The sequence below is a fragment of the Saccharopolyspora antimicrobica genome (assembly GCF_003635025.1).
Classification (GTDB): Bacteria; Actinomycetota; Actinomycetes; order Mycobacteriales; family Pseudonocardiaceae; genus Saccharopolyspora; species Saccharopolyspora antimicrobica.
In genome coordinates this window covers 4,007,076-4,029,441 of sequence record NZ_RBXX01000002.1, presented here as the reverse complement: position 1 = coordinate 4,029,441, position 22,366 = coordinate 4,007,076, and the positions used below count along the sequence as shown (strand labels likewise).

Genomic DNA, 22,366 nt, shown 5'->3' with positions numbered 1-22,366 from the left:
TGGGAACTTTCCTGTCAACCACCCACGAAACCGCAGGTCAGGACGATCCGATGCCGGTGAGGGACCGGACCTCCATCTCCGCGGTGCGCCGCGGGTCGCTCTGCGGTCCGCCGAGCAGCGTGCCGATGACGCCGCACAGGAACGAGATCGGGATCGACACGATGCCCGGGTTGCTCAGCGGGAACCACGCGAAGTCCACATCCGGCAGGATCGAGTTGGGCGTGCCCGACAGCACCGGCGAGAAGACCACCAGCACCAGGCAGGAGCTCAGACCGCCGTAGATCCCCCACAGCGTGCCGCGGGTGTTGAACCGCTTCCAGAACAACGAGAACAGCAGCGTGGACAGGTTCGCCGAGGCCGCGAAGGCGAACGCCAGGCCCACCAGGAACGCGATGTTCTGGCCGTTGACCAGGATGCCGCCGAGGATCGACGCCGCACCGATCACCAGCGCGGTCCATCGCGCCACGCGCACCTCCGAATCCGGGTCAGCGGCACCGCGCTTCAGCACGTTGGCGTACACGTCGTGCGCGAACGAAGCGGACGCCGTCAGCGTCAGCCCCGCGACCACGGCGAGGATGGTGGCGAACGCGACCGCCGCGACGATCCCCAGCAACACCGTCCCGCCGACTCGGAAGGCCAGCAACGGCGCGGCGGAGTTCTCCCCGCCTGGCGCCGCGAGGATCGCCTCGGTGCCGTTGACCGCCCCCGCACCGAACCCGATCACCAGCGTGCACAGGTAGAAGCCGGCCATGGTCACGGTCGCCCACACCACCGAACGCCGCGCTTGCAGCGAGTTCGGCACCGTGTAGAAGCGCATCAGCACGTGCGGCAGTCCTGCGGTGCCCAGCACCAGGGCCAACGACAGCGAGACGAAGTCCAGTTTGGTCAGTTCGTTCTCGCCGTACTTCGCGCCCGGAGCGAAGATCCGGTCGCCCAGCGGGTTCCGCTCGGCGGCGTGCTGCATCAGCGAGGTCATGCTGAACCCGAACTTGCCCATCAGGAACAGGGTCAGCATCGCGGCGCAGAGGATCAGCATGCCTGCCTTGATGATCTGCACCCACGTGGTGCCCTTCATCCCCCCGACCAGCACGTACACCACCATGACCAGCCCGACGGAGGCGATCACCAGCGCCTGCCCGCCTGCGCTGTGCACGTCCAGCAGCAGCGCGACGAGGCTGCCCGCCCCGGCCATCTGCGCGATCATGTAGACGAACGAGATCATCAGCGTGGACACCGCGGCCGCGGCGCGCACCGGACGCTGCTTCATCCGGAAGCTGAGCACGTCTCCCATGGTGAACCGGCCGGTGTTGCGCAGGAGCTCGGCGACCAGCAGCAGGTTCACCAACCAGCCCACCAGAAAGCCGATGGAGTACAGGAATCCGTCGTAGCCGTAGATGGCGATGGCGCCGGCGATGCCCAGGAACGACGCTGCGGACAGGTAGTCGCCGGACAGCGCGATGCCGTTCTGCGCACCGGTGAACCGGCCACCGGCGGCGAAGTAGTCGGAGGCGGTGCCGCTGCTGCTCACGCGGTACACCACGTACAGCGTGATCAGCACGAACACGCCGAAGATGCTCATGTTGAGCACCGGGTTGGCGCCGATCATCGCGGGTCCTCCCCGGTCACGTCCAGGTACAGCGCGCGCACCCGCGGGTCGACGTGCCGCGCGGCGTAGCGCAGGTAGAGGACGATGATCAGGATCGTGGTGGCGAACTGGCCGACGCCCATCACCAGCCCGATGTTGATCTCGCCGATCAACCGGATGCTCATGAACTCCGGCAGGTAGGCCGCCAGCACGACGTAGCCGAGGTACCAGATCAGGAAGGCCGCGCTCATCGGGAAGACGAAGCGGCGCAGCCGGGATCGCAGCTCGTGGAACTCGGGGCGCTGCGCGATCTCGGCGTAGTCGGGGGGCGGGGGCCCGGCAGGCCGGGCGGCGGACTTGTCGATCTGACCGAAGGTCGCCGCCGGAGCGGCGGGGGGCACCTGCGGCAGGTGGGTTGCGTTGGGCATTCGTCCTTCCAAGCAGATCTTCGCGTAGGCACGGATTTCCACCGACTTGTCGAAGTCCCCCCACGTTCGCCGACCGGTTCCGCGAATTCGCGAAATCCGGACCGACGACCGCACTGCCCGCAATGCCAACCGGGCCGGAAGTCTAGCCAGCGAATCGACGACCACCGAGCCTCACAACGACACAGCACACACATTGATGAACTCTTCGATCACGGAATGTGGTCAAAATTTCGGATCTTCTGAAGATCCACAGCCTCTTCCTGAAGTAGCCCTCGCATGAAAAGCCGCTTGCCGTGCGGTATTTCAGCAGTACAGAGGCGGTTTCTCGAGCATAAAGCCAAAACCAGGCGGCTCCGAGCAGCGTCACGGGCCGCGCGACCTGCAACATCTCCCTATTGGGTGACTAAAGCACTTGAGCGCACCACAGAAGTGGACACGATCAGTGTTCACAAGCCGCGCCACGCCTGGAAAAACGATCTTGGTCCGGGCATATCCGCTGGTCAGGCCATCAAATTCGCGCAAAACGGAAGATCGTCCGAATGCGGTAGTGTTCTGCCACCGACGAACCGGCGCACAACAACACCCGAAACCAGCTGCGAACCCCGAAACCATCGCAGGCTGCCCGGCCGCCGACGTCGAAGACCGCACCCGGCCACCCGCGAAAACCCCGAACGCAGGCAGCGCCGCCAGCCATCGAGAAACCGCCGCACGCCCCAACCGAACGGCGCAGCCTGCCCACCACACGAACGCGCAGTCGGTTGACGAAGCATCCGGCAGGCGCGGGAAAGGACTGCGTCGTGAGCAGCGGACTCGAGGACACGCCCACGCACGTGTCACGGGCGTCCACGTGGCCGCGCGCCACCACGAAGGTCGCCGCACGGATCACCGGGTGGCGCGACTGGAAGCTCCCGGTCAAGATCGGGGCCGTCGTGCTCGTCCCGGTGATCTTCGCACTGGTGCTGGGAGTGCTGCAGATCCGCGGCCAGATCTCCCAAGCCGACGAGTACAGCGCCATGGACCGGATCGTCACCGCAGGCACCGCGGTGCGCACCGCGGTGCAGGATCTGCAGTGGGAACGCACTGAATCCACCGACTTCCTGGTCCGCGGGCAAACTTCCGAACCGCAGGTCAGGGACCGCATCGCGGCCACCGACCGCACGCTCGAAGCCGCCCGCGGAGCCCTGCGTGCCGCGCCCGACAACGATGCGGTGCGATTCGCCCGGCAGGAGACGAACCGGCAGATCGCCGAACTCGCCCCGACGCGCAACCGCGTGCTCAGCGGCAAGCTCGACCCCGACGACGCGATCCAGGCCTACACCGAGGTCATCGGCGACCTGCTCGCCCTCGACCGCACCCTGCTCAGCCAGATCTCGTCCGCGCAGCTGGTCTCGCCCGCGACCAGCGCGCACGAACTCGCCAAGATCAGGGAGGAGGTCCAGCTCCAGCAGGCGCTGCTGCTCACCGGGCTGACCCGCGGCAAGTTCACCGAGGACAACCTGACGCAGCTGGACGCCAGCGAATCCCGCCGCAGCGCTGCGGCCAAGGAATTCCGCGCCGCGGCCTCCCTGCCGAACCGCATCTCCTACGACCAGCTCTACGCCGACCCCCGGTTCCCGGCCCGGGAAACCTCGGTGCAGCTGGCGATGGCCGAGCGCAACAACTCCCGCGCCCAGCTCTCCTCCGCCCTGGTCTCACCCGCGATCTGGCACGAGCAGTCGCTGAACGCCCTGGCCGCGCTCGGCGCCCTGGGCGGCCAGCTGGACCAGCAGCTGCACGAGACCGCGTTCAACCTGCAGGACAGGGCCAGCAACCTGGCCGGCTTCGAGTCCGTGATCCTGCTGTCCGCGCTGCTGATCGCAGGCGCCATCGTGGTGGCTGTCGCCCGGCACCTGCTCGGCTCCCTGGACCTGCTGCGACGCAGCGCACTGGACACCGCCAACCACCAGCTGCCGAGCGCGGTGGCCGACATCCGCGCCGGGCACGCCCCGCGCTCCCCCGTCGAGCAAGTGCCGGTGAACACCGCCGACGAGGTCGGCGACCTGGCGCGCGCCTTCGACGACGTGCACACCCAGGCGGTCAACCTCGCCACCGAGCAGGCCGAACTGCGCCGCAGCTACAGCGATTCCTTCGTCAACGTCTCGCGCCGCAGCCAAAGCCTGCTGGAGCGGCAGCTGCGCCTGTTCGAGCAGCTCGAACGAGACGAGGAAGACCCCGACCAGCTGGCCACCCTCTTCCAGCTGGACCACCTGGCCACCCGGATGCGCCGCAACAACGAGAACCTGATGGTGCTCTCCGGCACCGACCTGGCCCGGCGCTTCACCCAACCGACCAGCCCGGCCGACCTGGTCCGCGCCGCGATCTCCGAGATCGAGCACTACCCGCGCGTGATCGTCCAGCCGCTGCCCGACGTGAAGATCGTCGGTTACGCGGCCAGCGACCTGGTGCGACTACTCGCCGAGCTCATGGACAACGCGGCCAACTTCTCCGCCCCCCACACCCAGGTGACGGTCTCCGGACACCGGCGCGGCGACGGAGCCCTGGTCGTCGACATCGTCGACCAGGGCATCGGCATGAGCGAAACCGACCGCGCCGAGACCAACGTCCGGCTGGCCTCCGACGGCGAACTGACGCTGTCCACGTCCCGGCGCATGGGCCTGTTCGTGGTCGGCCGCCTCGCGGCCCGCCACGGCATCCACGTGGAACTGCACCCGGGTGCCGAGGGAAGGGGCCTGCGCGCGTCGGTGGCCATCGGCCCGGAACTGCTCGCGGACGCGGTGAACCTGCCGCAGCCGAGGACGAACGGAGCCGCCCCCCACCACGAGCGCACCAGCGACGCCCTCGTCGAGGAATTCGACTGGGAAGCGGCGGAACAAGATGCGGCGAGCCCCATCCGCAACGGCTACCACCTGCTCCGCCCACCGCGCGACGCAGAGTCGGTGCCAGAGCAGCGCGACGTGGCCAACGCCCAGGAGGAGTCCCCGTCCGACGGCGCCACCAACGGTGCGCCTACCCCGATCTTCGACAACCTCGCTTCGGCCTGGTTCCAGGCGGCTCCCCCCACCGACCACACCACCCCCCACTGGCCCCCGCCCGGGGATGCGAGCAAGGGAACCTTCCTGTCATCCGGTGCGACAGGAAAGTTCCCTTCCTCGCAGCCGACGCACAACGGCAGCAACGGGCGGGTCTGGGCTTTCGCCAGCGACGAGGCGCGGCAGCGGGCGCAGGAGGTCGCGGCGGCGGAGCCGACCAACCACACCTCCGCTGGGCTGCCGCAGCGCATTCCGCTGGCGAACCTGGTCGCCGGCAGCGCTGAAGCGCCCGGGGCGGAACAGCCTCGCCCGCAGCGGAACCCGGACGTCGCACGCGGTCGGCTGACCAGCTTCCAAGCCGGGCTCCGACGCGGTCGGCACCGCCAGCGAGCGGAACCGGAGAACTCCGCCCCGGCCATCGAGCAGTCGGCCGCAGTGGAAAGCGATGCCGAACCCCCTGCCCCCACGCGCGATCAGGAGGTTCCAGATCACACCTCCGCCGGGCTCCCCCGACGGATCCCCAAAACCCAACTGCTACCGGGAACAGTCACCGAGGTGGCCCAGCCCCGCCGCGACGCGGACATGATGCGCGGCCGGCTGGCCAGCTTCCAACGCGGGGTCCGCGAGGGAAAGCACAGCCTCCGCGACCCGCAGCGTTCGGCCGACGAACGGCTGTGACAACCCGCGTCAGTGAGGAGGACAGGAAACACCAATGAACGCGAACAACTCCCAACCGAGCCAGTTCGGATGGCTGGTCACCGACTTCACCGAGCGAGTCCCCGGTGTGGCGCACGCCGTGGTGGTCTCGGCGGACGGGCTGCTGCTGACAGCGTCGGCGAAACTTCCGACCGACCGCGCCGATCAGCTCGCCGCGGTCGCATCCGGGCTGCTCAGCCTCACTCAAGGAGCGGCGAGGTGCTTCGAAGCCGGCACGGTGAGCGAAACCGTGGTCGAGATGGAACGCGGCCTCATGCTGCAGATGGCGATCAGCGACGGCTCATGCCTCACGGTGCTCGCCGCGCCCCACTGCGACATGGGCCTCATCGCCTACGAAATGGCGTTGCTGGTCGAACGAGTCGGACAGATCCTGACCCCTGAACTGCGCTCCCAGCTGCAAGGATCGAGTCGGGTGATGACCGGCCAGTCAGTGTGAGGACGGCATGAGCACAGGTCCGGAATCATCCGGGCGACACCATTGGGATGACCACGAGTCACCCCAGGCGGACGCCTTCGCCGAGGTCTTCAACCGGTTCACCCTCGACAGCGGACGACGCGGCCGCCGGCGCAAACGCGCGCCAGAACAGGTGGAGCAGCAAACCCCGGCACAACCCCCCGTGCCGGAACCGCCGTGGCCCCAGGAGACCGACGAAGCACCACGACCAGCTGAACCAGCGCAGGAGGAAACCTCGGCCACCTACATCCGGCCGTACGCCTGGACCGGTGGGCGGACACGTTCCAACTACCGCCTGGAACTGGAAACGCTCGTCTCGACCAGCGAGTTCTGCCACCCGAGCCGGTTGCAGCGGATCGAGCACCACTCGATCGCCGAGATCTGCCGCCACCCCCGATCGGTAGCCGAGGTCGGAGCGCTGCTCGGTGTTCCGCTGGGCGTGGCGAAGGTCCTGGTCGGCGACATGGCCGATCTGGGGCTGGTCACGGTGCACCAAACGGTCAGCGAATCCGGCACCACATCGCACTTCATGTTGATGGAGAGGGTTCTGAGCGGTCTCCGCCGGCTCTGACTCCTCCGGCGCGGGCCTCGTGGCGCAGCGCAGGACACCAGCTCGACACGACAACTGAGGTTGGCAGAAATGACCCCCGAAACGCGATCTCGACCTGGGCACACCACCACCAGGCCCACAACCGCGACCTCCGCGAAGATCGTCGTCGCAGGCGGCTTCGGCGTCGGCAAGACGACGTTCGTCGGGTCGGTGTCGGAAATCGTGCCCCTGACGACCGAAGCAGTGATGACCGAGGCGAGCAGCGGCATCGACGACCTGCACGCCACTCCGAACAAGAACACCACCACGGTGGCGATGGACTTCGGCCGGCTGTCCTTGGACACCGATCTGATCCTCTACCTGTTCGGAACACCCGGCCAACAGCGGTTCTGGTTCATGTGGGACGACCTGGTGCGCGGCGCGATCGGCGCCGTGGTGCTCGTGGACACCCGGCGACTGGCGGACTGCTTCTCGGCCATCGACTTCTTCGAAGACCGCCAGCTGCCCTACATCGTCGGCCTGAACTGCTTCGACGGCATGCTGCGCCACCGCGTCGAAGAAGTCCGCGAAGCGATCGCGATCCCGGCCGACGTGCCGATCGTGACATGCGATGCCCGCAACCGCGGCTCCACCCAGCAGGCGCTCATCACCCTCGTCGAGTACGCCATGAAGTGGTGGCTCCGACGCACCGCTTGAACGGCTGAAAGCATGGGAACCTTCCTGTCACCGCGAGGAAGGTTCCCATGCTCGCGCACGCTCAGCGCCCACCGGGAACCGAGCCGTAAGGCGAGCCGTAGGGGTCCTGCTGTTCGTAGCCGGAGTCGGTTTGACCAGTGGTCTGCGGAGCCTTGTCCTGCTGACTGCCCAAGGTGACCTCGACATCGCGCGGGTTGTTGCCCTGACCATCGGTCACGGTGAGGGTGACTTTCGCCCCAGGTGCGTTCGCGCTGATCTGCGCGACGAGATCGGCGAAGCTGCTGACGTTTCGCCCGTTGACCTTGGTGACCGTTTCACCGGCCTTGATACCGGCTTGCTCCGCTGCCGATCCGGGTACGACCGAGCTGACGGACGCTGCACCGGTACCGCTGTCGGTCCCGGTGACTCCCAGTTGGGGTTTTGTCGCCACACCGCCGTTGATGAGCTCGTTGGCCACCCGACTGGCGGTGTCGATCGGGATCGCGAATCCCAAGCCGATGTTGCCCGAGTTCTGCCCGCTGGAGAGGATCGCCGAGTTGATCCCGATCACCTGGCCGTCCAGGTTGACCAGCGGCCCGCCCGAGTTGCCCGAGTTGATCGACGCATCGGTCTGGATTCCGTTGTAGATGACGGGCTGGCCGTTGTCGCCCTTGGCTTCCACCGTGCGGTTCATGGCGCTGACGATGCCGGAGGTGACGGTCCCCTCCAACCCGAGCGGAGACCCGATGGCGACCACCTGCTGCCCGACGGTCAGCGAGGAAGACTTGCCGAGCTCAGCAGGGGTGAGGCCGCTAGCTCCATCAAGTTTGATCACAGCGAGGTCGTACGACGGTGACGTACCGACGACCTGCGCGCTCTTGACCGTCCCGTCGGGCAGTGTGACAGCGATCTGGCCGCCCCCGCTGACCACGTGGTTGTTGGTCAGCACGTATCCGTCAGGGGTCAGAATGACGCCGGTTCCCTCAGCGCCGCTCCGACCCGAGCGAACGGCGATGTCCACTGTGCTCGCAGAAGTCTTGCTCGCCGCGAACTGCACCGTGCCGCTCTCCGCATTTACCTGAGTTCCGGTCACAGGATCGTGCTGGGACAACACGGCCGACGAGCTACCCGGGTCCGCGAGCAGCATCCCACCGGCCAAGCCGACGCCGCCTCCGATGGCACCGGCCACGAGTGCGACCGCGACCAGAGCTCCCCACCGCCGACGTTCAGCCGTATGCCGCTGCCCAGGAACTCCGGGAATCGGGTGAGTCGCAGCGGCGGCCTCATGTCCGCCCGCGGGCCCACCTCCCGGAGCGAAGTCACGCTCAGCACCACCGTGTTCCGGCACTTCGCCGGGGCCTCTGCTCGTCGTCATGCACCGAGCGTGCCCCGCGAACCTGAGAGCCACCTTGGCTCAAGCTGTTGATTACCACCCAAACCGAGACCACGCGTGCAGTGGCGACGAGCATGGGAACCTTGCTGTCAGGCGGCTGAGAGGAAAGTTCCCATGCTCGCCGCATATCCCACCGATCGAGGATTCAGGTGCCCGACACGGGACCGGAACCGAGAAACCTCCCGAGGCATGAGCCGCGGAGGCCGGATATTGCAGGGCATGCAGAAAACGATCAACGCAAACGAATCGCGCTTCCAGCGACGGGTGTACCGCGTCGTGGAAATCGAGAAGCTCGGGATCTCCCAGTCGACTACGTACCGACGTGCCCGCGCTGATGGCCCTTGGACACGCCTTGCACCTGGTGTGGTGCTGGTCGCGCCTGGGCCACCGACAGTTCACGATCGCATCCAAGCCGCGCTACTTCGCGCCGGTCCAGGTGCCGTGATCACCGGCCTCGTGGCTGCCCACCTGCATGGGATCACAACGTCATCCGACGACGTGGAAGTGCATGTGCTGATCCCGCACGGCCGGAAGATCCAGAGCTACACCGGCACGCGATTCGAACGCACCATCAGACTTCCAGAACCCACCTACGTGAACGGGGTTCCGACAGCACCGCCAGTCCGGGCAGTGATGGACGGTGCCCGGACGTTCCGCACCTGGGCGTTCACCCAGCGACTGCTCCACGACGCGATCCACAAGGAGGCACGCTGCAAGCTCAACGACCTGATCACTGAACTGGATCTCGGCAGCCGACGAGGCACAGCAGTGCCACGCGCGATCCTGCGCTCCTTCCAAGGCGGCACGACACCGCTGCGCGGGCTCGCAGCCGGCTCGGCACGACCAGCCAACACGGCCCAACGCACTGCTGCTTGAGGACGCGGGCGCCAATGCCTGGTGCCCGGCGGTAGCAGCAGGCACGATGCCATGCATCGACAGCAGTCGCTGGAGGTGCCGTGGACACCACCGGACAACAGCCAATGCCGGTCACAGCTGGGCGGACGCTGAACGGTCGCCCGCAGTCCGCCCTAGCTGTTCAGGTCACGAGCGTGGTCAACGTCGGTGACCTCTGCCGCCGCATGCCCGAAACATGTCTGACCGACTTCGACAATGCCGACGCACCGCAGAACAACCACCCGGAGGGCCCCTCGGCACGTGCATCCGTCAAAGCTGGTTTCCAGAGACAGCTAAACCCCGGGGCCTCGGCGGTCTTCGTCGTCCTGCACGACGTTCCGCTGACGACAGCACCGGGTGCCCACCAGAGAGCCCGGTTCAGGAAACCTGCGAAGGCAGACAGTCTTACGACGCTCACATCCACGCTGATCAGCGGAGTTGCAGACTTCGTGACGAACCCGACGTCCAACACCCTGGCGTGATGCGGTGCGCGCAAGGGAACCTTCCTGTCACCCGTCGAAGCTTTCTCGTCGTGTTGGGTGCGGCCCTCGGAGGGACTAGTGCTGAAGAAACGCAAATCGCTGTGGTGGCTCACCGGGCCGGTCCTGCTCTACCTGGTGGCCCTTCCGCTGTACAACCGGGTCGATCCGGTCGTTCTCGGCCTGCCTTTCTTCATGTTCTGGATGCTGGTGGCAACCTTGCTCACCCCTGCCTGCATCTGGCTCGCAGCCCGTAAGGACCCGCTGTGGCGGTCTGACCGGGAGCGCGAACGGGGTGATTCCGAATGAGCTCGAACGCTGCGGTCTCCATCGGCATGTTCGGCGTGTTCATGATCGGCACGATCGTTCTGGGCCTCCTCTCGCTGCGCGGGCGGGATCGGGCGAATCTGGCCGAATGGTCGGTCGGTGGCCGGAGCCTTGGCGTGGTGCTGATCTTCGTGCTCATGGCCGGTGAGACCTACACGAGCTTCAGCTACCTCGGTGCGGCGGGTTGGTCCTACGACTACGGCATGCCGGTGTTCTACTTGCCCGCCTACCTGGCGATCGGCTTCGCCGTCGGCTACATCATCGGCCCGATCCTGTGGCACTACGCCCACCGAAACAACCTGCACAACATCACCGACATCACTTCCTTCCGCTTCGATTCACCGTGGTTCGGCGCAGCTGTGGCGATCCTGACCACCGTCTTCCTGCTGCCGTACATCCAGCTCCACGGTAAGGGGAGCAATCGACCCCAGCGTCTTCGTCCCACGTCGGGACGATATGCAGGTGTGCGGGTTGGCGCGGCAGAACGTTCGGCGTCACGACAACCCGCTTGATCAGCTTCCCGAGCATCTCGCGTTTCTTCGACAGTGGCAACGAGTTCCACTCTTCCAACAGGCCGCGCGCGATCTCGGTGGGCTGTGCGACCGGCTCCGTGGCTTTCGTCTGCTCGGCCCTGGCGAGCTTCGCGGCGATGCTGTCTCGCTCGGCGATCAGCTCAGCGCGGGTCTGGTCGTACTCGTCTTCGCTCATGCGCTCGGCGACCAGCTGCCGCCGCAGCACGCCGAGCTGCTTTTCGATCCCGTCGAGCTCTGCCCGGAGCGTGTCCGCAGACATCCTGGCTTTGAGCGCGGTTCGCTGCGCTGCTCGCGCGGATTCCGCGGCGGCGCCGATGTCCTCGGCGAGCTGACCCAGCCAGTCCTTCACGAACTGTTCGAGGCGGTTCTCCTGAACGTAGGTCGGGCGCCGCTCGGCCTTCCCCGTGACCTCCTTGGACTGGCAGAGCCAACCGAATCCGGCGCCGCGACTGTTCTTCTTCCGCCGCATATTCAGCGAGCAGTCGCCGCAGCCAACAAGGCCGGCCCACGGGTTGGTGGGGTTGATCCGCCGGGGTGGTGTCTTCGCGCGGCCGAGCCTGATCTCGCGGTACCGCTCGAACAGCTGCGGGTCGATGATCGGCTCGTGCGCACCCTGCTCCCAGGTGTACTCGCTGAACGGGGCGTAGATCTGCCGTTCGCCGTCGTACCGGGCGGCGGTGTTGACCAGGAGGCCGGCCGCGAAACCGCTGTCGAGCACCGTGGCGATGCCGTGTTGGGTCCAGGGCTTGCCCTGGTTGTTGGTGATGTCGAGCCTGTTTAGCTCGCGCATCAGGCCGGGCCTGCCGGTTCCGGCGATGTATTCCTCGTACATCCACTCGACCACTTCGCCCTGCTCTGGGTCGATCTCGTAGCGCTCCCGGGTGTCCCCCTCCGGAAGCCAGAGATAGCCGCCATCCACCGGCGCGCTGAACACGACCCCCTGGCTCGCCAGTGCAGGGAGGGGCCGTAGCCAGACGTAGCCGTACCGCGAGCGGCCGTTCGATGGCAGCCCGAGACGGCGTCGGCGTTCGTGGGCGTCCTTCCACTGCTCGCCGATCATGTCCGACTGGAACGCGGCGAACTCGCCGAGCATCCCGCGCTGGAATCGGCCGGCGGCCGTGTCGAGGTCGATCGGTTCCGCGGAGGATTCGATGCGTCCGCCGAGCTTTTCGACGGTGTCGTTGGCGACGGCGAAGTGCAGTCGGTGGCGAGCGAGGCGGGACCACCGCCACAGCACGATCACGTCGGCTTGCTTGTCGTGGATCGCGCCTAGAGCCCGCTGGACGCCTTTCCTGCGGTGCCAGGCGCGGCCGGAGACTCCGGGGTCGGCGATGACGTCGACGATCCGGTATCCCTTGCGCGCGCAGTACTCGCGCGCTGAGTTCTCCTGGAGTTCGAGGCTGATCGACTCTTCTCGGTAGGAGGATTGCCGTAGGTAGATCACTACCCGCGATGGGGCTTTCGGCACGGCGCGCAGGCTTGCTATGCGCGCGGTCGTGGCCATAGGTGCGTTCACCTCCATGTGTTGGTTTCGCCGTACTCCATGAGGTCGCCCGCGGAGTTGAGTGCGCGGGCCATCGCCCGGACTTGGGCGAGGGTCAGTTCGACAGGGTCGGCTGCTTCGTCGTGCTGCAGGCGCGCGACAGTGGCGACGCTGTTGATTCGTCCGCTTTCGACCAGGCGCTCGACTTGCACTTCGAGCATGGTGTCGGTGCGGGCGGTGGGCGTCTTCGTGACCAGGACGGCGCAGCGTTGCAGCTCGGCGTCGTCCTGGTGGTCCGCTCGGCATCCGGGGAGGTGTCCGGCGGTGTTGCATGTCTCCGTTCGGGTCGACGGTTTGTCGCGTGCTGTCACGTGGTGCTCCTGCTGTACGGTGTGTCGGCTCTGTCCTTCAAGTCGAACACTCGTTCGCAGGCAAATCCAGCAAGAAACACTAGGCCATTCGGTTGATTGTTGTACGGGTGTACAAGTCTGAACCGGTGGCGTTACAGCAGGTCAAGATCAACATGCGAAATTTCTTCGCGAACCAGCGGCCGGCGCCTACGTACGCGAGGCGAGCCGCCGAGCGAGCTCGTCGACGAGCTCCTCGTCGGTCAGGTCCGCGACGTGCAACCGCCGCGGCTTGGCCGCCTGCGAACCTTCGGCGAGCCCGGATTCCTCTCGCGTCAGGTAGCCGGCGGCGATGAGCCCTTCGCGGACGTCCATACCGAAGAACTCCGCGACCTCCTTGGAGTGCGGCACGGAGGCGTTGACGCCTTCGCGCCACCGGCTGACACGCGCGTGATCGAAAGAGCAGCGCTTGACCATGTCGGCTGCGAGCAGGTTGTGGTCGTCGAGGTGTTTTTGGACCCAGTCCCACCAGGGACGCTTGGAAGTGCTCACGGGCAGCAGGGTACTTGCCTTCCAGCAAGCAAGCGAGCCCGCCTGATCGTTTCACTCGGACGCTGGAGATAACAGAACCATAACTAGGCTGCCCGGGGGAAGCCCATTGGGTTGCCCGAGGGAAGCTCGCTGCTATAGTTGCCTTCGGGCAAGCAGTCGCCTTCCCGCAAGCAACTATCGCGAGGTTCCGATGGCCACCACCACAATCCAGATCCGCTCCGATGCGCTGAAGCGGCACAGGATCGCCGCCGGGCTGACTTCCAACTACGCCCTCGCGCGGGCGATGGGACTCGAACAGTCCACGCTCAGCCGCACGTTGGGAACAGGTCGCGCTCCAAGCTCGCTGTTCGTCGCTGGCCTTCTGCGCGCACTCCAGCCCGCGACGTTCGAGGAACTTTTCGAACTCGTCGAGCTGGCACCGACCGAGGACGCAGCGTGACCCGCGAGGAAGCCATCGCCGCCGCCGGTGCGGTATTGGCCCGCGCCCGCGTCGAGCGCGATGCACTGCCGCCCCGGGAAGCCGCCGAACTCGCCTACTACCCAGGCGGCCCGTCGCTCGACCAGATCGAGCAGGAAATTCGCGCCATGCGCCGCCTCCCCGCTGCCGCATGACCAGCGCAAAGCAAAACCCCCGCAACCGCCGAGTACGGCAGCGCGGGGGCTACAGAGCCGAACACCCCCCACCACAGGAGGCGAACGTGACAACACCGTACCCCGAAGCCCTGTCTCAGGCACTCGATCACCCCGACGTGAAGGTCGAGACGACGACGGACAGCCCCGATGGCCAGTGCGAGTGGTGCCAGATGGTCGGCGCGCTGTGCGCGGTGTCCGTCGAGTGGCTGCCCCGCCCGGACGTGCTCTCCGACGAAAGTACCGAGGCGTGCCTCGACTGCGCAGCTTCACGAGTGCGCTGGGCGGTCGACGATGCCCTCGACGGCTCGGTCGTGCGCGTCGAGGTCGCCGGAGGGGCTGCAGCATGACCCGCTTCCGCACAGCTGACTACCTCGGCACCTTCCCCGCCGGTTCCCCGGAATGGCTCGCGCTGCGCGCCGACGGGCTCGGCGGGTCGGAGATCGCCGCCGTGCTCGGCCTGTCGCCGTGGGAATCCAGGTTCAGCCTGTGGCACCGCAAGCGCGGCGAAGCTGCCCCGCAGGCCGACAACGACGAGATGCGCGCGGGGCGCTACCTCGAACCATCCGTCGTGGCGATGTTCGCCGACGCGCACCCCGAGCTCCGGGTGCGCCGCGCTGGGACGTACCGAAGCCGGGTGCGGCCGTGGCAGATCGCCAACCCCGACCGGATCATCACCGGCCCGGACGGGCGCGAAGTCCTGGAGATCAAGACCGCGCGCACAGCCGACGGCTGGGGCGAGCCCGGAAGCGACGAGGTGCCGGTCTACTACCGCGCCCAGGTGCTCTGGTACCTCGACGTTCTCGGCCTGTCCCGTGCGCGGATCGCCGTGCTGATCGGCGGGGTGGACTACCGCGAGTACGTCGTGAGCTGGAGCGCCGACGAGGTCGAGATCCTGCGCCAGGCGGGCGCGGAGTTCATGCGCACGGTGGCCGAGGGCGAGCGCCCGTCGATCGACGAGCACGGCGAGACCTACCAAGTGATCCGGGAGTGGCACCCGGACATCGACGACCGCGAGGTCGAGATCACGACCGAGCAGGCCGCCGCCTACCGCGCCGCCGTCGTCGCGCACAAGACCGCAGAGGCCGCCAAGCGCCAGGCCGCCGCGGTGCTGGCCGACCTGATGGGCGACGCCCGGCGCGCCGTCTGCGCGGGCGAGCCCATCGCGATCCGCAAGGCCGCCCGCAAGGGCGCGCTGCCCAGCGTCACCGCTTCCCCGATCAAGACCCCTAGCCGAATCGAGGCCGTAGCAGCATGACCGCCCAGACCATCGGAACCGCCGTCGCCCGCAAGACCGACCAGCCGAGCCCTTCAGCGCTGATCGGCAACAACCGGGCCGACCTTGCCCAGGTGATGCCGTCGCACATGCGGGCCGACACGTGGGTGCGCATCGCACAGGGCGTCGTCCGCCGTGACCGCAAGCTCGCCGAAGCTGCGCACAACTCGCCGCAGTCGCTCATGGTCGCGCTGATGGAGGCCGCCCGGCTCGGACTCGAACCGGGAACCGAGCAGTACTACCTGACCCCGCGTAAGAACCGGGGCAAGCTCGAAATCCTCGGCATCACCGGCTATCAGGGCTTGATCGAGCTGATGTACCGATCCGGCGCGGTCGCCTCGGTCGTCGTCGAAGTCGTGCGGGAAAACGACACCTTCCGGTGGGCGCCCGGCCGCATGGTCAAGCCCGAGCACGAGGCCGACTGGTTCGCCACCGAGGCCGAGCGCGGCCCGCTCCGCGGTGTCTACGCCTACGCCGAGATGACCAACGGGTCGACCTCCAAGGTCGTCGTGCTCAACCGCGACCACATCGCCCGCGCCAAGGAAGCCGCGCAGGGCGCCGACTCCCAGTACTCACCGTGGAACACCAACGAAGAGGCGATGTGGCTCAAGACCGCCGCCCGCCGCCTCTCCAAGTGGGTGCCCACCTCCACAGAGGACCGCCGGATCGTGCAGGGCACCGCCGAACGCGCCGACCGGCCGAGCCTGAACGCGGCCGACATCGAACCGGACCCGCTCGACATCACCGAGCACACCACCGAGACCGACGACGCGATCGACGCCGAGCTCGTCGAGGACGGAGGCCAGCAGTGACCACCGGTCAGCTCCCGCTCGGCCTGGCCGACCGGCACCAGGGGCAGGCCGCCGCGCTCGCGGCGGCCACCGCCGGGCACCTCACCTACCGGGAGCGCTGCGAGGCCGCCCTCGCCGAACTGGTCGCCCGCGGCGAGCCGTTCAGTGCCGACGACGTCCGCGCGTTGGCCGGGGACGACGAGGGGGCCGGGTGCAACGTGCTGCCGAGCGTGATCGGCGTTGCTGCGCACCCGTCCGCCCCCGACCGGATCGCGATCGCGCCGACCTCGCAGTACTACCGCAGCACCCGCCGCACCCGCCGCGCGAGCCGTAACCGGGTCTGGATCGCCCGCGCCGCCGCCAGACCGGCCGCATGACCGCCCACCTCGCCCGATAGCTCACCGGGCCGCGCCCCGCCTCCCAGGGGCGCGGCCCGCCTCACAAGGACACCTGACCGATGCCTCGACCGATCACCGCGCCCGCCTCGACCAGGCGCAGCAGCTCGGCCCGGTGGCAGCACTGCGCCGCCGGGCACTGGCCCGCCGAAGCCCTCACCACCGCCGAGCGCGAACGACTCGTCGCCAAGCTCCACGACCGCGGCCTCACCGACGGCGAGATCGCCGACCACTGCCGCATGACCACCTTCACCGCCGGCCGAATCCTCGACCGCCTCGGCCTCGCCCCCAACCCCAGCAAGGACACCGCCTGATGCGCATCCGCTCGATCAAGCCCGAGTTCTGGCGCTCGACAGCCGTCGCCGAGCTGCCTCGCGAGTTCCGTCTGCTGTGGATCGGGCTGTGGTCCTATGTCGACGACAACGGCGTCGGCATCGACGACTACCGGCTCATTGCCGCCGACTTGTTCGCCCTCGACGACCCCGTCGAAGCCCGCGAATTCGTTCGCGAGGGTCTCGCGACACTCTCGCGAGGGTTGCAGATCACTCGCTACACCCTCGACGGCCGCTCGTACCTGTACGTCAACGGCTGGGACAAGCACCAGCGCATCGACCGGCCCGGCAAACCGCGGTACCCGCTGCCGCCCACCGACCTGCCGCCCACGCCAACCGACAAAACCCCAGGTAGTGACCAGTCTGTCCCGGTCGCTGAACGTGGCCTCGCGGAACCCTCGCGACAGTCTCGCGAGGCCCTCGCGTCTGGAACAGAGGAACAGGGGAACAGGGGAACAGGGCAAAAAGAGTCGTCGTCACGCGCGAGCGCGCGCAGGCGAGGCACCACGACCCTGGTGCAGCTCGCCGACTCCGCGGTCAAGCCCGACGCACGCCGGATCGTCGACGCCTGGCGCAACTCCCAGCCCGACGCCGCGAAGTACCGGCCGCAGACCATCCGGGAAATCGGCAAGGTCATCGACGGGCTACTGCGCGACGGCGCCGACCCGGAACTCGTCCGCGCTGCCCTCGACGAATGGGATCGCCGCCCAGAGGTTCACCGCCCCGGCGCTCTGCCCTACGTCTACGACGACGTGATCAAAGCCGCCAGGGCAGCCCAGAAACCCGCCCAGCCAGCCCGTAGCGCACGCGGCGACAAGGTCCGCGGATACCTCGGCATCGACCGCGACCGGAGCCCGCAGGACGCCGCCCAGGCCGTCGCCAACATCGGCGACGTAATCGCCCCCGACTTCGACGCCATCTTCGGCGGCCCCCAGCTGAAGGAGATCACCGCATGAACGACGACGACGTCCGCTCGGTGATGGCCGTCGCTGCCGCCATCGACCCCTACATGCCCGCCGCCGACGACGACGTCATCGCCGTATGGGTCGCCATGCTCCACGACGTCCCGGCCAAGGTCGGCGCACCCGCCGTGCACTGGTACTACCGCAGCGACGCCTACCGCGACCACCGCCGCACCATCACCCCCGGCGACATCTTCGGGTACTACAAGAACGCGGCCAAGGACTGGCGACAGCGACGCACGGCAAAGGAGATCACCGCCGCGCGCGCCGCGATCGAGGCCGCACCCCGCGAAATCCCTTCGCTGTCCGTGCTTTTCGCGCGCTACCACGCCGAACGCAAGGGCGCCGACCCCGACATCGCCGAAGGCGAGGCAGCCGCCCGACGGCTCTACATGGGCGTGGCGTGCCCGCACCCCACCTGCCGCGCGCAGCCCGGCCAGCAATGCACCGGCTACACCGGGCGCCCGCTGCGGAAAACCCCAGCTCACCCGGCCCGCATGGACGCCGCCCGAATTCAGCATGCCTAAAAGGCTGCTTGCCAGCAGGCAAGTGCTAAGCTGCCAGCAGGCAACTACAGAGCCGAATCACCACACCACCACAACCCGGAAAGGCCGAACCACCATGACCGCAACAAACCCCGCCAGGCGGACCCCGCCGCTGCTGCCCCTGCTCGGCAACGCCTGCGCCATCTGCGCCCACCCCGCCCGCTGGGTCGACAGCACACGCCGAGTTATCCACGTCGACCTGCGGCTGCGGCCCTGCCCGCTCCCCCCGAACCCCGCGGCCCCCACCAAGGCCGCCGCATGACCGGGCCGCAGCACGGCGCCCCCACCACCGGGAGCGACAGCGAGTACGCCGCAGCAGTCCGACGCCTCACCTCCAACGCACCGCTCACCCGCGACGAACGCGAGGCCCTGCTCGGCCTGCTCCGCGCCCTCGAACAGCACCTGCGCGAGTTCCTCGCCCCGGTCCCCGTGATCGCCACCCACCACCGCGCCCTGCGACAGCTCGCCCAACACCAGGAGCCCACACCGTGACCACCACGCTCGCCAACCCCCAAACCGCACCGCCCGACAAATGGGTCGACCACATCGCCGTCGAACGCATCCTGCTCGGCCGCGAACCCGTCGGCCGACCACTGTCCGCCGCCGAACGCGCCGCCGCCTTCCCCCAACTCGTCGACGCCGGGCACACCTCCACCGAAATCTGCGCCCGCCTCGGCATCTCCGGCAGCGTCTACGCCCGCATGAAACGCGCCTACAACGCCGAACGCGACGGCGAAACCGAACAGTGAACCCCACCGGTCGCGACCACCGTGGTCGGGTGGTCGCGACCGGACGGCCCGCCGCTACGCGCGCACGCGCGAAACCCGAGAGGTAACCCGATGGCACTGCCCAACCTGCACGGCGTCGCCCGCCTGACCGCCGATCCCGAGCTCAAGTTCGCCGCGTCCGGCACCGCGGTCTGCACGCTCACGCTCGCGTTCAACTCCCGAAGGCAGAACCGGCAGACCGGCGAGTGGGAAGACGCCAGGGTGCACTTCCAGCGGGCGAAGGCGTTCGGCCAGTTCGCCGAGAACATCGCCGAGAGCCTGACCAAGGGCACCGAGGTCTCCGTGTCCGGCCGACTCGAAACCGAGCAGTGGACCAACGAGCAGGGCGAGAAGCGATCGGCCGCCATGCTGCTGCTCGACTCCATCGGCCCGGAGCTGCGCCGCGCGACCGCCCGCGTGCACAAGGCCGAGCGCTCCACGGCCGGGCAGTCCGGTGATTCGTGGGCAAGCACGCCCACCAGCTCCACCGACGAACCCCCGTTCTGATCCGAGAGGACACGACACCGCCATGGCCACGATCGGCGAAGCCAACGACATCACCGTGCTGCTGCGGTGGGTTTCGAAGCTGACCGACAACACCGGCGACATCACGGCCAGCGAACGCGCCAAGGCCGCCGCCGTGCGCCTTGCCGGCCGGGCCAACAAGGCGCTGCAGGCCGGACTGCACCCCGAGCAGGTCGCCGCCGACTGGCCCCAGCCCGCCGGCCACAACCCCGAGTAGTAGCCCGCCGGGTGGTCGGCGACCCCGCGTGGCCGACCACCCGCCCGACCTCGCCCAGGAGAACCACCGTGAACGACCCCCGCGAACTGCTCGACAACCTCGAACGCGGACTCGCCCAGGCGGATGACCGCGTCCTCGACGAGTTCCGCGACCGGCACCCCGACCGCGTCGTTGCCGTCGACGCACTGCGCGACGTGCTCGGGCTGACCCCGCCGTCGATGCACGCCGACGACGACCCCGAGCTGCACGTCATCCTCACCGACGGCTGGACGACGTGCATGGACACCGTGCGCCGCACCATCGCCGACAAGCTCGGTGGTGCCCGATGACCACCGCGACCACGTACCGGCTCGACTTGCCGTATGAGCGCCCGCCGCTCACCGCCAACCAGCGGCACCACTGGGCGCGGCGAGCGAAGCTGACCCGCGCCGTCCGCGACACCGCGGCAAGCCTCGCCCACGACGCCCAAGTGCCCGCCCTGGGCCGCTGCACGATCCGTCTGGTGTGGACCGTCACCGACCGGCGCCGCCGGGACGCCGACAACCTCGTGCCCACGCTGAAAGCCTGCTGCGACGGGCTTGTGGACGCCGGAGTGGTCGCCGACGACACGCCAGAGCTCATGGCCAAGCACATGCCCGAAATCCAGCTCGGCCAGTGCGGCGGACTGGTGCTCATCGTCGAACCGCTCGCCCCGGAGGTGACCCCATGACCGCCGCTACCCCGCCGGAACGCCGCCGTGCCGAAGCCCTCCGCGCCGCCGCCGGTGCGCTCGACGTGCTCAACGTCGCCGACGTCGACGCCCTGCTACGCGTCGCCGCGTGGGTCCTCGACGAGCACCAGGCCGAGCAGGACAACGCGAGTAGCGCCGTCTGTGCCACGGAGACCGACGAATACCGCCGCCACGCCCTCGCCGAATGGCAACGTCGTGCACTGGCCGCAGAGCGTCAGCGCGACGAGCTCGACGACCAGGCCGCCGAGTGGAAGTCGCGCGCCGAGCAAGCCGAACAGCAACTCGCCACCCGCAGCTGAACCGCCCGCCCTCGACCTGCGCCGCGATCACCGCGGCGCAGGTCTCCCCCCTCGAACGGAGGTAGCCCCGTGCGCGAAGCATCCACCGCGCCCTGCACCGTCGGCCGCTGCTCCCGCACCGCAGACCTCGGGCAATACTGCTGCGGGCAGTGCGTCAACACCCTGCTGCGGCTGCTCGGCGAGATCGACGACTACGCCACCGCCCTCGACCCCACGCCCCGCCGCGGTGGCACCGTAGGCAGGCGCTCCCCCGGCTACGGCTCCAAGCCGCCCGCCCGGCTCGACGTGATCGCCGCACGCGACCCCCGGTCAGTGCCGCACGCCGTCGGCCCCGACGACAACGACGAGGACCTGCGCAGCATCATCGGCAGCGTCACCGCACTGGCACGCTGGGTCGCCGAGGAATGCGACGACCAACGCCCGCTCAGCCCGCCCACCGTCGCCAGCGAAACCGCCTATCTCCGTAGCCGCATCCTGTGGGCCACCGGCCAGCAGTGGATCGACGAGCTCGCCGAGGACATCCGCGAACTGCACACCCAAGCCCGCCGACTGTCCGGGGACGCCCTGCCCTCGCCCGCCGCGCCATGCCCGGACTGTGAGGGCCCGCTGTGGCCAGTCGGCGACGCGGACACCATCGCGGTCCGCTGCGGTGTCTGTGGCACTTCCTACGATGGGCTTGCACTGCTCGACCTCGGGCAGCAGTTCGCATGCCAGTTGACGGGAGCAGCATGACCAACAACGAGGACAACAACCGGAACTACCAGCGCGCCGACCCCAGCAGCTTCCCGGAAGACACCGAGCAGCAGAGCGACGCCGCCAGGCAGCGCGCCGGGGAGATCGGGTACGAGGTTGTGCCCCCAGAGGTAGAGCTCCGCCAGGCCGCCGCGACCCTGCGCGAACTGGCCGCCAAGGCAACTCCCGGACCGTGGCGGTACAACCCAGAAAAGTACTACCGCGAACCGGAAACGCTTCGGTTCGAAGAGGCTGTGTTCGCCGGGCCCGCCGGGGAGGCAGCTACAACCGTCGCCCTGACTGGCGAGGTCGATGATCCCCAGAGCATGACCGATGCCCGCTGGATCGCCACCATGTCCCCCGTCATGGCGGAGCCGTTGGCCGCGTGGTTGGAATGGGAAGCGCTGGCGATGCGGTTGCCGTACGCGCTCGACATCGCACGCCGCATCAACCGGAGCCGGGGGGATCAGTGACCCGCCCGCCGATCGTCCGCTACCGCGACGGCCGCACGCTGCTCGACCGGGCCAGCCTGGCGCGGCTGTCCGGCCGCAGCGTCCACACCATCCGCGGTGCCTGCCCCGTCGCCGACCGCGACCGCAGCACCGGCAGGCCGCTCTACGACGCCCAGCAGTGCGCCCAGATCCTCGCGGCCATCCCCACCCGCCAAAGTGGCACCCGGAGCCATTTGACAGCCCCTGCCACTTCTGCTTAGATCAGCT

At 68.3% G+C, this 22,366-nt stretch carries 32 protein-coding genes; 26 read left to right on the top strand and 6 right to left on the bottom strand.

Annotated elements, in window-relative coordinates; translation table 11 throughout:
• Positions 1–37: 37 nt before the first annotated feature.
• Complete coding sequence (locus ATL45_RS19650) at positions 38–1,606, bottom strand: monocarboxylic acid transporter (protein WP_093159999.1); 1,569 nt, start codon at positions 1,604–1,606, stop codon at positions 38–40.
• Complete coding sequence (locus ATL45_RS19645) at positions 1,603–2,013, bottom strand: DUF485 domain-containing protein (protein WP_093160002.1); 411 nt, start codon at positions 2,011–2,013, stop codon at positions 1,603–1,605. Before ATL45_RS19645 ends, ATL45_RS19650 begins: the two co-directional genes overlap by 4 nt.
• Before the next feature lie 797 nt (positions 2,014–2,810).
• Here ATL45_RS19645 and ATL45_RS19640 point away from each other — a divergent pair.
• From ATL45_RS19640 to ATL45_RS19625, 4 genes are all read left to right on the top strand, one after another.
• A complete protein-coding gene (locus ATL45_RS19640; protein ID WP_093160005.1) occupies positions 2,811–5,720 on the top strand; it encodes a nitrate- and nitrite sensing domain-containing protein in 2,910 nt (969 codons plus the stop codon).
• Between the two features lie 34 nt (positions 5,721–5,754).
• A complete protein-coding gene (locus tag ATL45_RS19635) occupies positions 5,755–6,195 on the top strand; it encodes a roadblock/LC7 domain-containing protein (RefSeq protein ID WP_093160007.1) in 441 nt (146 codons plus the stop codon).
• Positions 6,196–6,202: 7 nt separating this feature from the next.
• Positions 6,203–6,784: a DUF742 domain-containing protein gene (locus ATL45_RS19630; RefSeq protein ID WP_093160010.1), complete on the top strand. Its 582-nt coding sequence runs from the start codon at positions 6,203–6,205 to the stop codon at positions 6,782–6,784.
• Between the two features lie 69 nt (positions 6,785–6,853).
• Positions 6,854–7,459, top strand: coding sequence for a GTP-binding protein (locus ATL45_RS19625; RefSeq protein ID WP_093160012.1), 606 nt, complete (start codon positions 6,854–6,856; stop codon positions 7,457–7,459).
• Positions 7,460–7,520: 61 nt separating this feature from the next.
• Here the strand turns inward: ATL45_RS19625 and ATL45_RS19620 are convergent, their stop codons facing one another.
• On the bottom strand, positions 7,521–8,627 hold the full coding sequence (locus tag ATL45_RS19620; RefSeq protein ID WP_246025437.1) for a S1C family serine protease: 1,107 nt from the start codon (positions 8,625–8,627) through the stop codon (positions 7,521–7,523).
• Positions 8,628–9,050: 423 nt separating this feature from the next.
• Here ATL45_RS19620 and ATL45_RS19615 point away from each other — a divergent pair, with 423 nt between their 5' ends.
• The 3 genes from ATL45_RS19615 (at position 9,051) to ATL45_RS19610 (ending at position 10,513) form a co-directional block, all read left to right on the top strand.
• Positions 9,051–9,707 (top strand): hypothetical protein, encoded by a 657-nt coding sequence (locus tag ATL45_RS19615; RefSeq protein WP_143121784.1) that lies wholly within the window; start codon positions 9,051–9,053, stop codon positions 9,705–9,707.
• Positions 9,708–9,787: 80 nt separating this feature from the next.
• Entirely contained in the window at positions 9,788–10,207 is a 420-nt protein-coding gene (locus tag ATL45_RS38430) for a hypothetical protein (protein WP_143121785.1), read from the top strand.
• A 78-nt stretch (positions 10,208–10,285) separates the two neighbouring features.
• Positions 10,286–10,513 carry a DUF3311 domain-containing protein gene (locus ATL45_RS19610; RefSeq protein ID WP_093160020.1) on the top strand — a complete coding sequence of 76 codons (228 nt, stop codon included), beginning with the start codon at positions 10,286–10,288 and terminating at the stop codon, positions 10,511–10,513.
• Between the two features lie 336 nt (positions 10,514–10,849).
• On the opposite strand, the gene ATL45_RS19600 is transcribed toward ATL45_RS19610, so the two are convergent.
• The 3 genes from ATL45_RS19600 to ATL45_RS19595 form a co-directional block, all read right to left on the bottom strand.
• Positions 10,850–12,568: a recombinase family protein gene (locus ATL45_RS19600; RefSeq protein WP_170210282.1), complete on the bottom strand. Its 1,719-nt coding sequence runs from the start codon at positions 12,566–12,568 to the stop codon at positions 10,850–10,852.
• Between the two features lie 8 nt (positions 12,569–12,576).
• Positions 12,577–12,918 (bottom strand): hypothetical protein, encoded by a 342-nt coding sequence (locus ATL45_RS38970; protein ID WP_170210281.1) that lies wholly within the window; start codon positions 12,916–12,918, stop codon positions 12,577–12,579.
• 186 nt (positions 12,919–13,104) lie between these two features.
• A complete protein-coding gene (locus tag ATL45_RS19595) occupies positions 13,105–13,446 on the bottom strand; it encodes a hypothetical protein (protein WP_093160024.1) in 342 nt (113 codons plus the stop codon).
• Positions 13,447–13,636: 190 nt separating this feature from the next.
• Between ATL45_RS19595 and ATL45_RS19590 the strand changes: the two genes are divergently transcribed.
• The 19 genes from ATL45_RS19590 to ATL45_RS19515 all read left to right on the top strand — a co-directional run bounded on the left by ATL45_RS19590 (position 13,637) and on the right by ATL45_RS19515 (position 22,359).
• Positions 13,637–13,885 (top strand): hypothetical protein, encoded by a 249-nt coding sequence (locus tag ATL45_RS19590; RefSeq protein WP_093160027.1) that lies wholly within the window; start codon positions 13,637–13,639, stop codon positions 13,883–13,885.
• Positions 13,882–14,058: a hypothetical protein gene (locus ATL45_RS38965; RefSeq protein ID WP_170210280.1), complete on the top strand. Its 177-nt coding sequence runs from the start codon at positions 13,882–13,884 to the stop codon at positions 14,056–14,058. Before ATL45_RS19590 ends, ATL45_RS38965 begins: the two co-directional genes overlap by 4 nt.
• A gap of 86 nt (positions 14,059–14,144) precedes the next feature.
• A complete protein-coding gene (locus tag ATL45_RS38960; RefSeq protein ID WP_170210279.1) occupies positions 14,145–14,426 on the top strand; it encodes a hypothetical protein in 282 nt (93 codons plus the stop codon).
• Positions 14,423–15,334 carry a YqaJ viral recombinase family nuclease gene (locus ATL45_RS19585; RefSeq protein ID WP_170210278.1) on the top strand — a complete coding sequence of 304 codons (912 nt, stop codon included), beginning with the start codon at positions 14,423–14,425 and terminating at the stop codon, positions 15,332–15,334. The genes ATL45_RS38960 and ATL45_RS19585 overlap by 4 nt, the downstream gene beginning before the upstream one ends.
• Positions 15,331–16,164, top strand: coding sequence for a recombinase RecT (locus tag ATL45_RS19580; RefSeq protein ID WP_093160032.1), 834 nt, complete (start codon positions 15,331–15,333; stop codon positions 16,162–16,164). Before ATL45_RS19585 ends, ATL45_RS19580 begins: the two co-directional genes overlap by 4 nt.
• Entirely contained in the window at positions 16,161–16,520 is a 360-nt protein-coding gene (locus ATL45_RS19575) for a hypothetical protein (protein WP_093160034.1), read from the top strand. Before ATL45_RS19580 ends, ATL45_RS19575 begins: the two co-directional genes overlap by 4 nt.
• An 80-nt stretch (positions 16,521–16,600) precedes the next feature.
• A complete protein-coding gene (locus tag ATL45_RS19570; protein ID WP_093160037.1) occupies positions 16,601–16,852 on the top strand; it encodes a hypothetical protein in 252 nt (83 codons plus the stop codon).
• Positions 16,852–17,826, top strand: a complete 975-nt coding sequence (locus ATL45_RS19565) for an ABC transporter permease family protein (RefSeq protein ID WP_093160040.1) — start codon at positions 16,852–16,854, stop codon at positions 17,824–17,826. The genes ATL45_RS19570 and ATL45_RS19565 overlap by 1 nt, the downstream gene beginning before the upstream one ends.
• A complete protein-coding gene (locus ATL45_RS19560) occupies positions 17,823–18,359 on the top strand; it encodes a zinc finger domain-containing protein (RefSeq protein ID WP_093160042.1) in 537 nt (178 codons plus the stop codon). Before ATL45_RS19565 ends, ATL45_RS19560 begins: the two co-directional genes overlap by 4 nt.
• A gap of 276 nt (positions 18,360–18,635) precedes the next feature.
• Positions 18,636–18,869, top strand: a complete 234-nt coding sequence (locus ATL45_RS38955; RefSeq protein WP_170210277.1) for a hypothetical protein — start codon at positions 18,636–18,638, stop codon at positions 18,867–18,869.
• Positions 18,866–19,126: a helix-turn-helix domain-containing protein gene (locus ATL45_RS38950; protein ID WP_170210276.1), complete on the top strand. Its 261-nt coding sequence runs from the start codon at positions 18,866–18,868 to the stop codon at positions 19,124–19,126. Before ATL45_RS38955 ends, ATL45_RS38950 begins: the two co-directional genes overlap by 4 nt.
• 90 nt (positions 19,127–19,216) lie before the next feature.
• Positions 19,217–19,651: a single-stranded DNA-binding protein gene (gene ssb, locus ATL45_RS19550; RefSeq protein ID WP_093160047.1), complete on the top strand. Its 435-nt coding sequence runs from the start codon at positions 19,217–19,219 to the stop codon at positions 19,649–19,651.
• Positions 19,652–19,673: 22 nt separating this feature from the next.
• On the top strand, positions 19,674–19,886 hold the full coding sequence (locus tag ATL45_RS19545) for a hypothetical protein (RefSeq protein WP_093160050.1): 213 nt from the start codon (positions 19,674–19,676) through the stop codon (positions 19,884–19,886).
• Between the two features lie 68 nt (positions 19,887–19,954).
• Positions 19,955–20,215 carry a hypothetical protein gene (locus tag ATL45_RS19540; protein ID WP_093160052.1) on the top strand — a complete coding sequence of 87 codons (261 nt, stop codon included), beginning with the start codon at positions 19,955–19,957 and terminating at the stop codon, positions 20,213–20,215.
• Positions 20,212–20,595 (top strand): RusA family crossover junction endodeoxyribonuclease, encoded by a 384-nt coding sequence (locus tag ATL45_RS19535; RefSeq protein ID WP_177242115.1) that lies wholly within the window; start codon positions 20,212–20,214, stop codon positions 20,593–20,595. Before ATL45_RS19540 ends, ATL45_RS19535 begins: the two co-directional genes overlap by 4 nt.
• A complete protein-coding gene (locus tag ATL45_RS19530; RefSeq protein WP_093160055.1) occupies positions 20,592–20,915 on the top strand; it encodes a hypothetical protein in 324 nt (107 codons plus the stop codon). The genes ATL45_RS19535 and ATL45_RS19530 overlap by 4 nt, the downstream gene beginning before the upstream one ends.
• A 69-nt stretch (positions 20,916–20,984) precedes the next feature.
• Positions 20,985–21,647 carry a hypothetical protein gene (locus ATL45_RS19525; protein ID WP_093160057.1) on the top strand — a complete coding sequence of 221 codons (663 nt, stop codon included), beginning with the start codon at positions 20,985–20,987 and terminating at the stop codon, positions 21,645–21,647.
• Positions 21,644–22,120, top strand: a complete 477-nt coding sequence (locus tag ATL45_RS19520) for a hypothetical protein (protein ID WP_093160060.1) — start codon at positions 21,644–21,646, stop codon at positions 22,118–22,120. Before ATL45_RS19525 ends, ATL45_RS19520 begins: the two co-directional genes overlap by 4 nt.
• Positions 22,117–22,359 carry a hypothetical protein gene (locus ATL45_RS19515; protein ID WP_093160062.1) on the top strand — a complete coding sequence of 81 codons (243 nt, stop codon included), beginning with the start codon at positions 22,117–22,119 and terminating at the stop codon, positions 22,357–22,359. The genes ATL45_RS19520 and ATL45_RS19515 overlap by 4 nt, the downstream gene beginning before the upstream one ends.
• Positions 22,360–22,366 lie beyond the last annotated feature (7 nt).

Bases quoted from the DNA above. Each gene is read 5' to 3' on its own strand.
- ATL45_RS19650 (WP_093159999.1), bottom strand. From the start codon at position 1,606: ATGATCGGCGCCAACCCGGTGCTCAACATGAGCATCTTCGGCGTGTTC.
- ATL45_RS19645 (WP_093160002.1), bottom strand. From the start codon at position 2,013: ATGCCCAACGCAACCCACCTGCCGCAGGTGCCCCCCGCCGCTCCGGCG.
- ATL45_RS19635 (WP_093160007.1), top strand. From the start codon at position 5,755: ATGAACGCGAACAACTCCCAACCGAGCCAGTTCGGATGGCTGGTCACC.
- ATL45_RS19630 (WP_093160010.1), top strand. From the start codon at position 6,203: ATGAGCACAGGTCCGGAATCATCCGGGCGACACCATTGGGATGACCAC.
- ATL45_RS19625 (WP_093160012.1), top strand. From the start codon at position 6,854: ATGACCCCCGAAACGCGATCTCGACCTGGGCACACCACCACCAGGCCC.
- ATL45_RS19615 (WP_143121784.1), top strand. From the start codon at position 9,051: ATGCAGAAAACGATCAACGCAAACGAATCGCGCTTCCAGCGACGGGTG.
- ATL45_RS19600 (WP_170210282.1), bottom strand. From the start codon at position 12,568: ATGGCCACGACCGCGCGCATAGCAAGCCTGCGCGCCGTGCCGAAAGCC.
- ATL45_RS19590 (WP_093160027.1), top strand. From the start codon at position 13,637: ATGGCCACCACCACAATCCAGATCCGCTCCGATGCGCTGAAGCGGCAC.
- ATL45_RS19585 (WP_170210278.1), top strand. From the start codon at position 14,423: ATGACCCGCTTCCGCACAGCTGACTACCTCGGCACCTTCCCCGCCGGT.
- ATL45_RS19580 (WP_093160032.1), top strand. From the start codon at position 15,331: ATGACCGCCCAGACCATCGGAACCGCCGTCGCCCGCAAGACCGACCAG.
- ATL45_RS19570 (WP_093160037.1), top strand. From the start codon at position 16,601: ATGCCTCGACCGATCACCGCGCCCGCCTCGACCAGGCGCAGCAGCTCG.
- ATL45_RS19565 (WP_093160040.1), top strand. From the start codon at position 16,852: ATGCGCATCCGCTCGATCAAGCCCGAGTTCTGGCGCTCGACAGCCGTC.
- ATL45_RS19560 (WP_093160042.1), top strand. From the start codon at position 17,823: ATGAACGACGACGACGTCCGCTCGGTGATGGCCGTCGCTGCCGCCATC.
- ATL45_RS38955 (WP_170210277.1), top strand. From the start codon at position 18,636: ATGACCGGGCCGCAGCACGGCGCCCCCACCACCGGGAGCGACAGCGAG.
- ssb (WP_093160047.1), top strand. From the start codon at position 19,217: ATGGCACTGCCCAACCTGCACGGCGTCGCCCGCCTGACCGCCGATCCC.
- ATL45_RS19545 (WP_093160050.1), top strand. From the start codon at position 19,674: ATGGCCACGATCGGCGAAGCCAACGACATCACCGTGCTGCTGCGGTGG.
- ATL45_RS19535 (WP_177242115.1), top strand. From the start codon at position 20,212: ATGACCACCGCGACCACGTACCGGCTCGACTTGCCGTATGAGCGCCCG.
- ATL45_RS19530 (WP_093160055.1), top strand. From the start codon at position 20,592: ATGACCGCCGCTACCCCGCCGGAACGCCGCCGTGCCGAAGCCCTCCGC.
- ATL45_RS19520 (WP_093160060.1), top strand. From the start codon at position 21,644: ATGACCAACAACGAGGACAACAACCGGAACTACCAGCGCGCCGACCCC.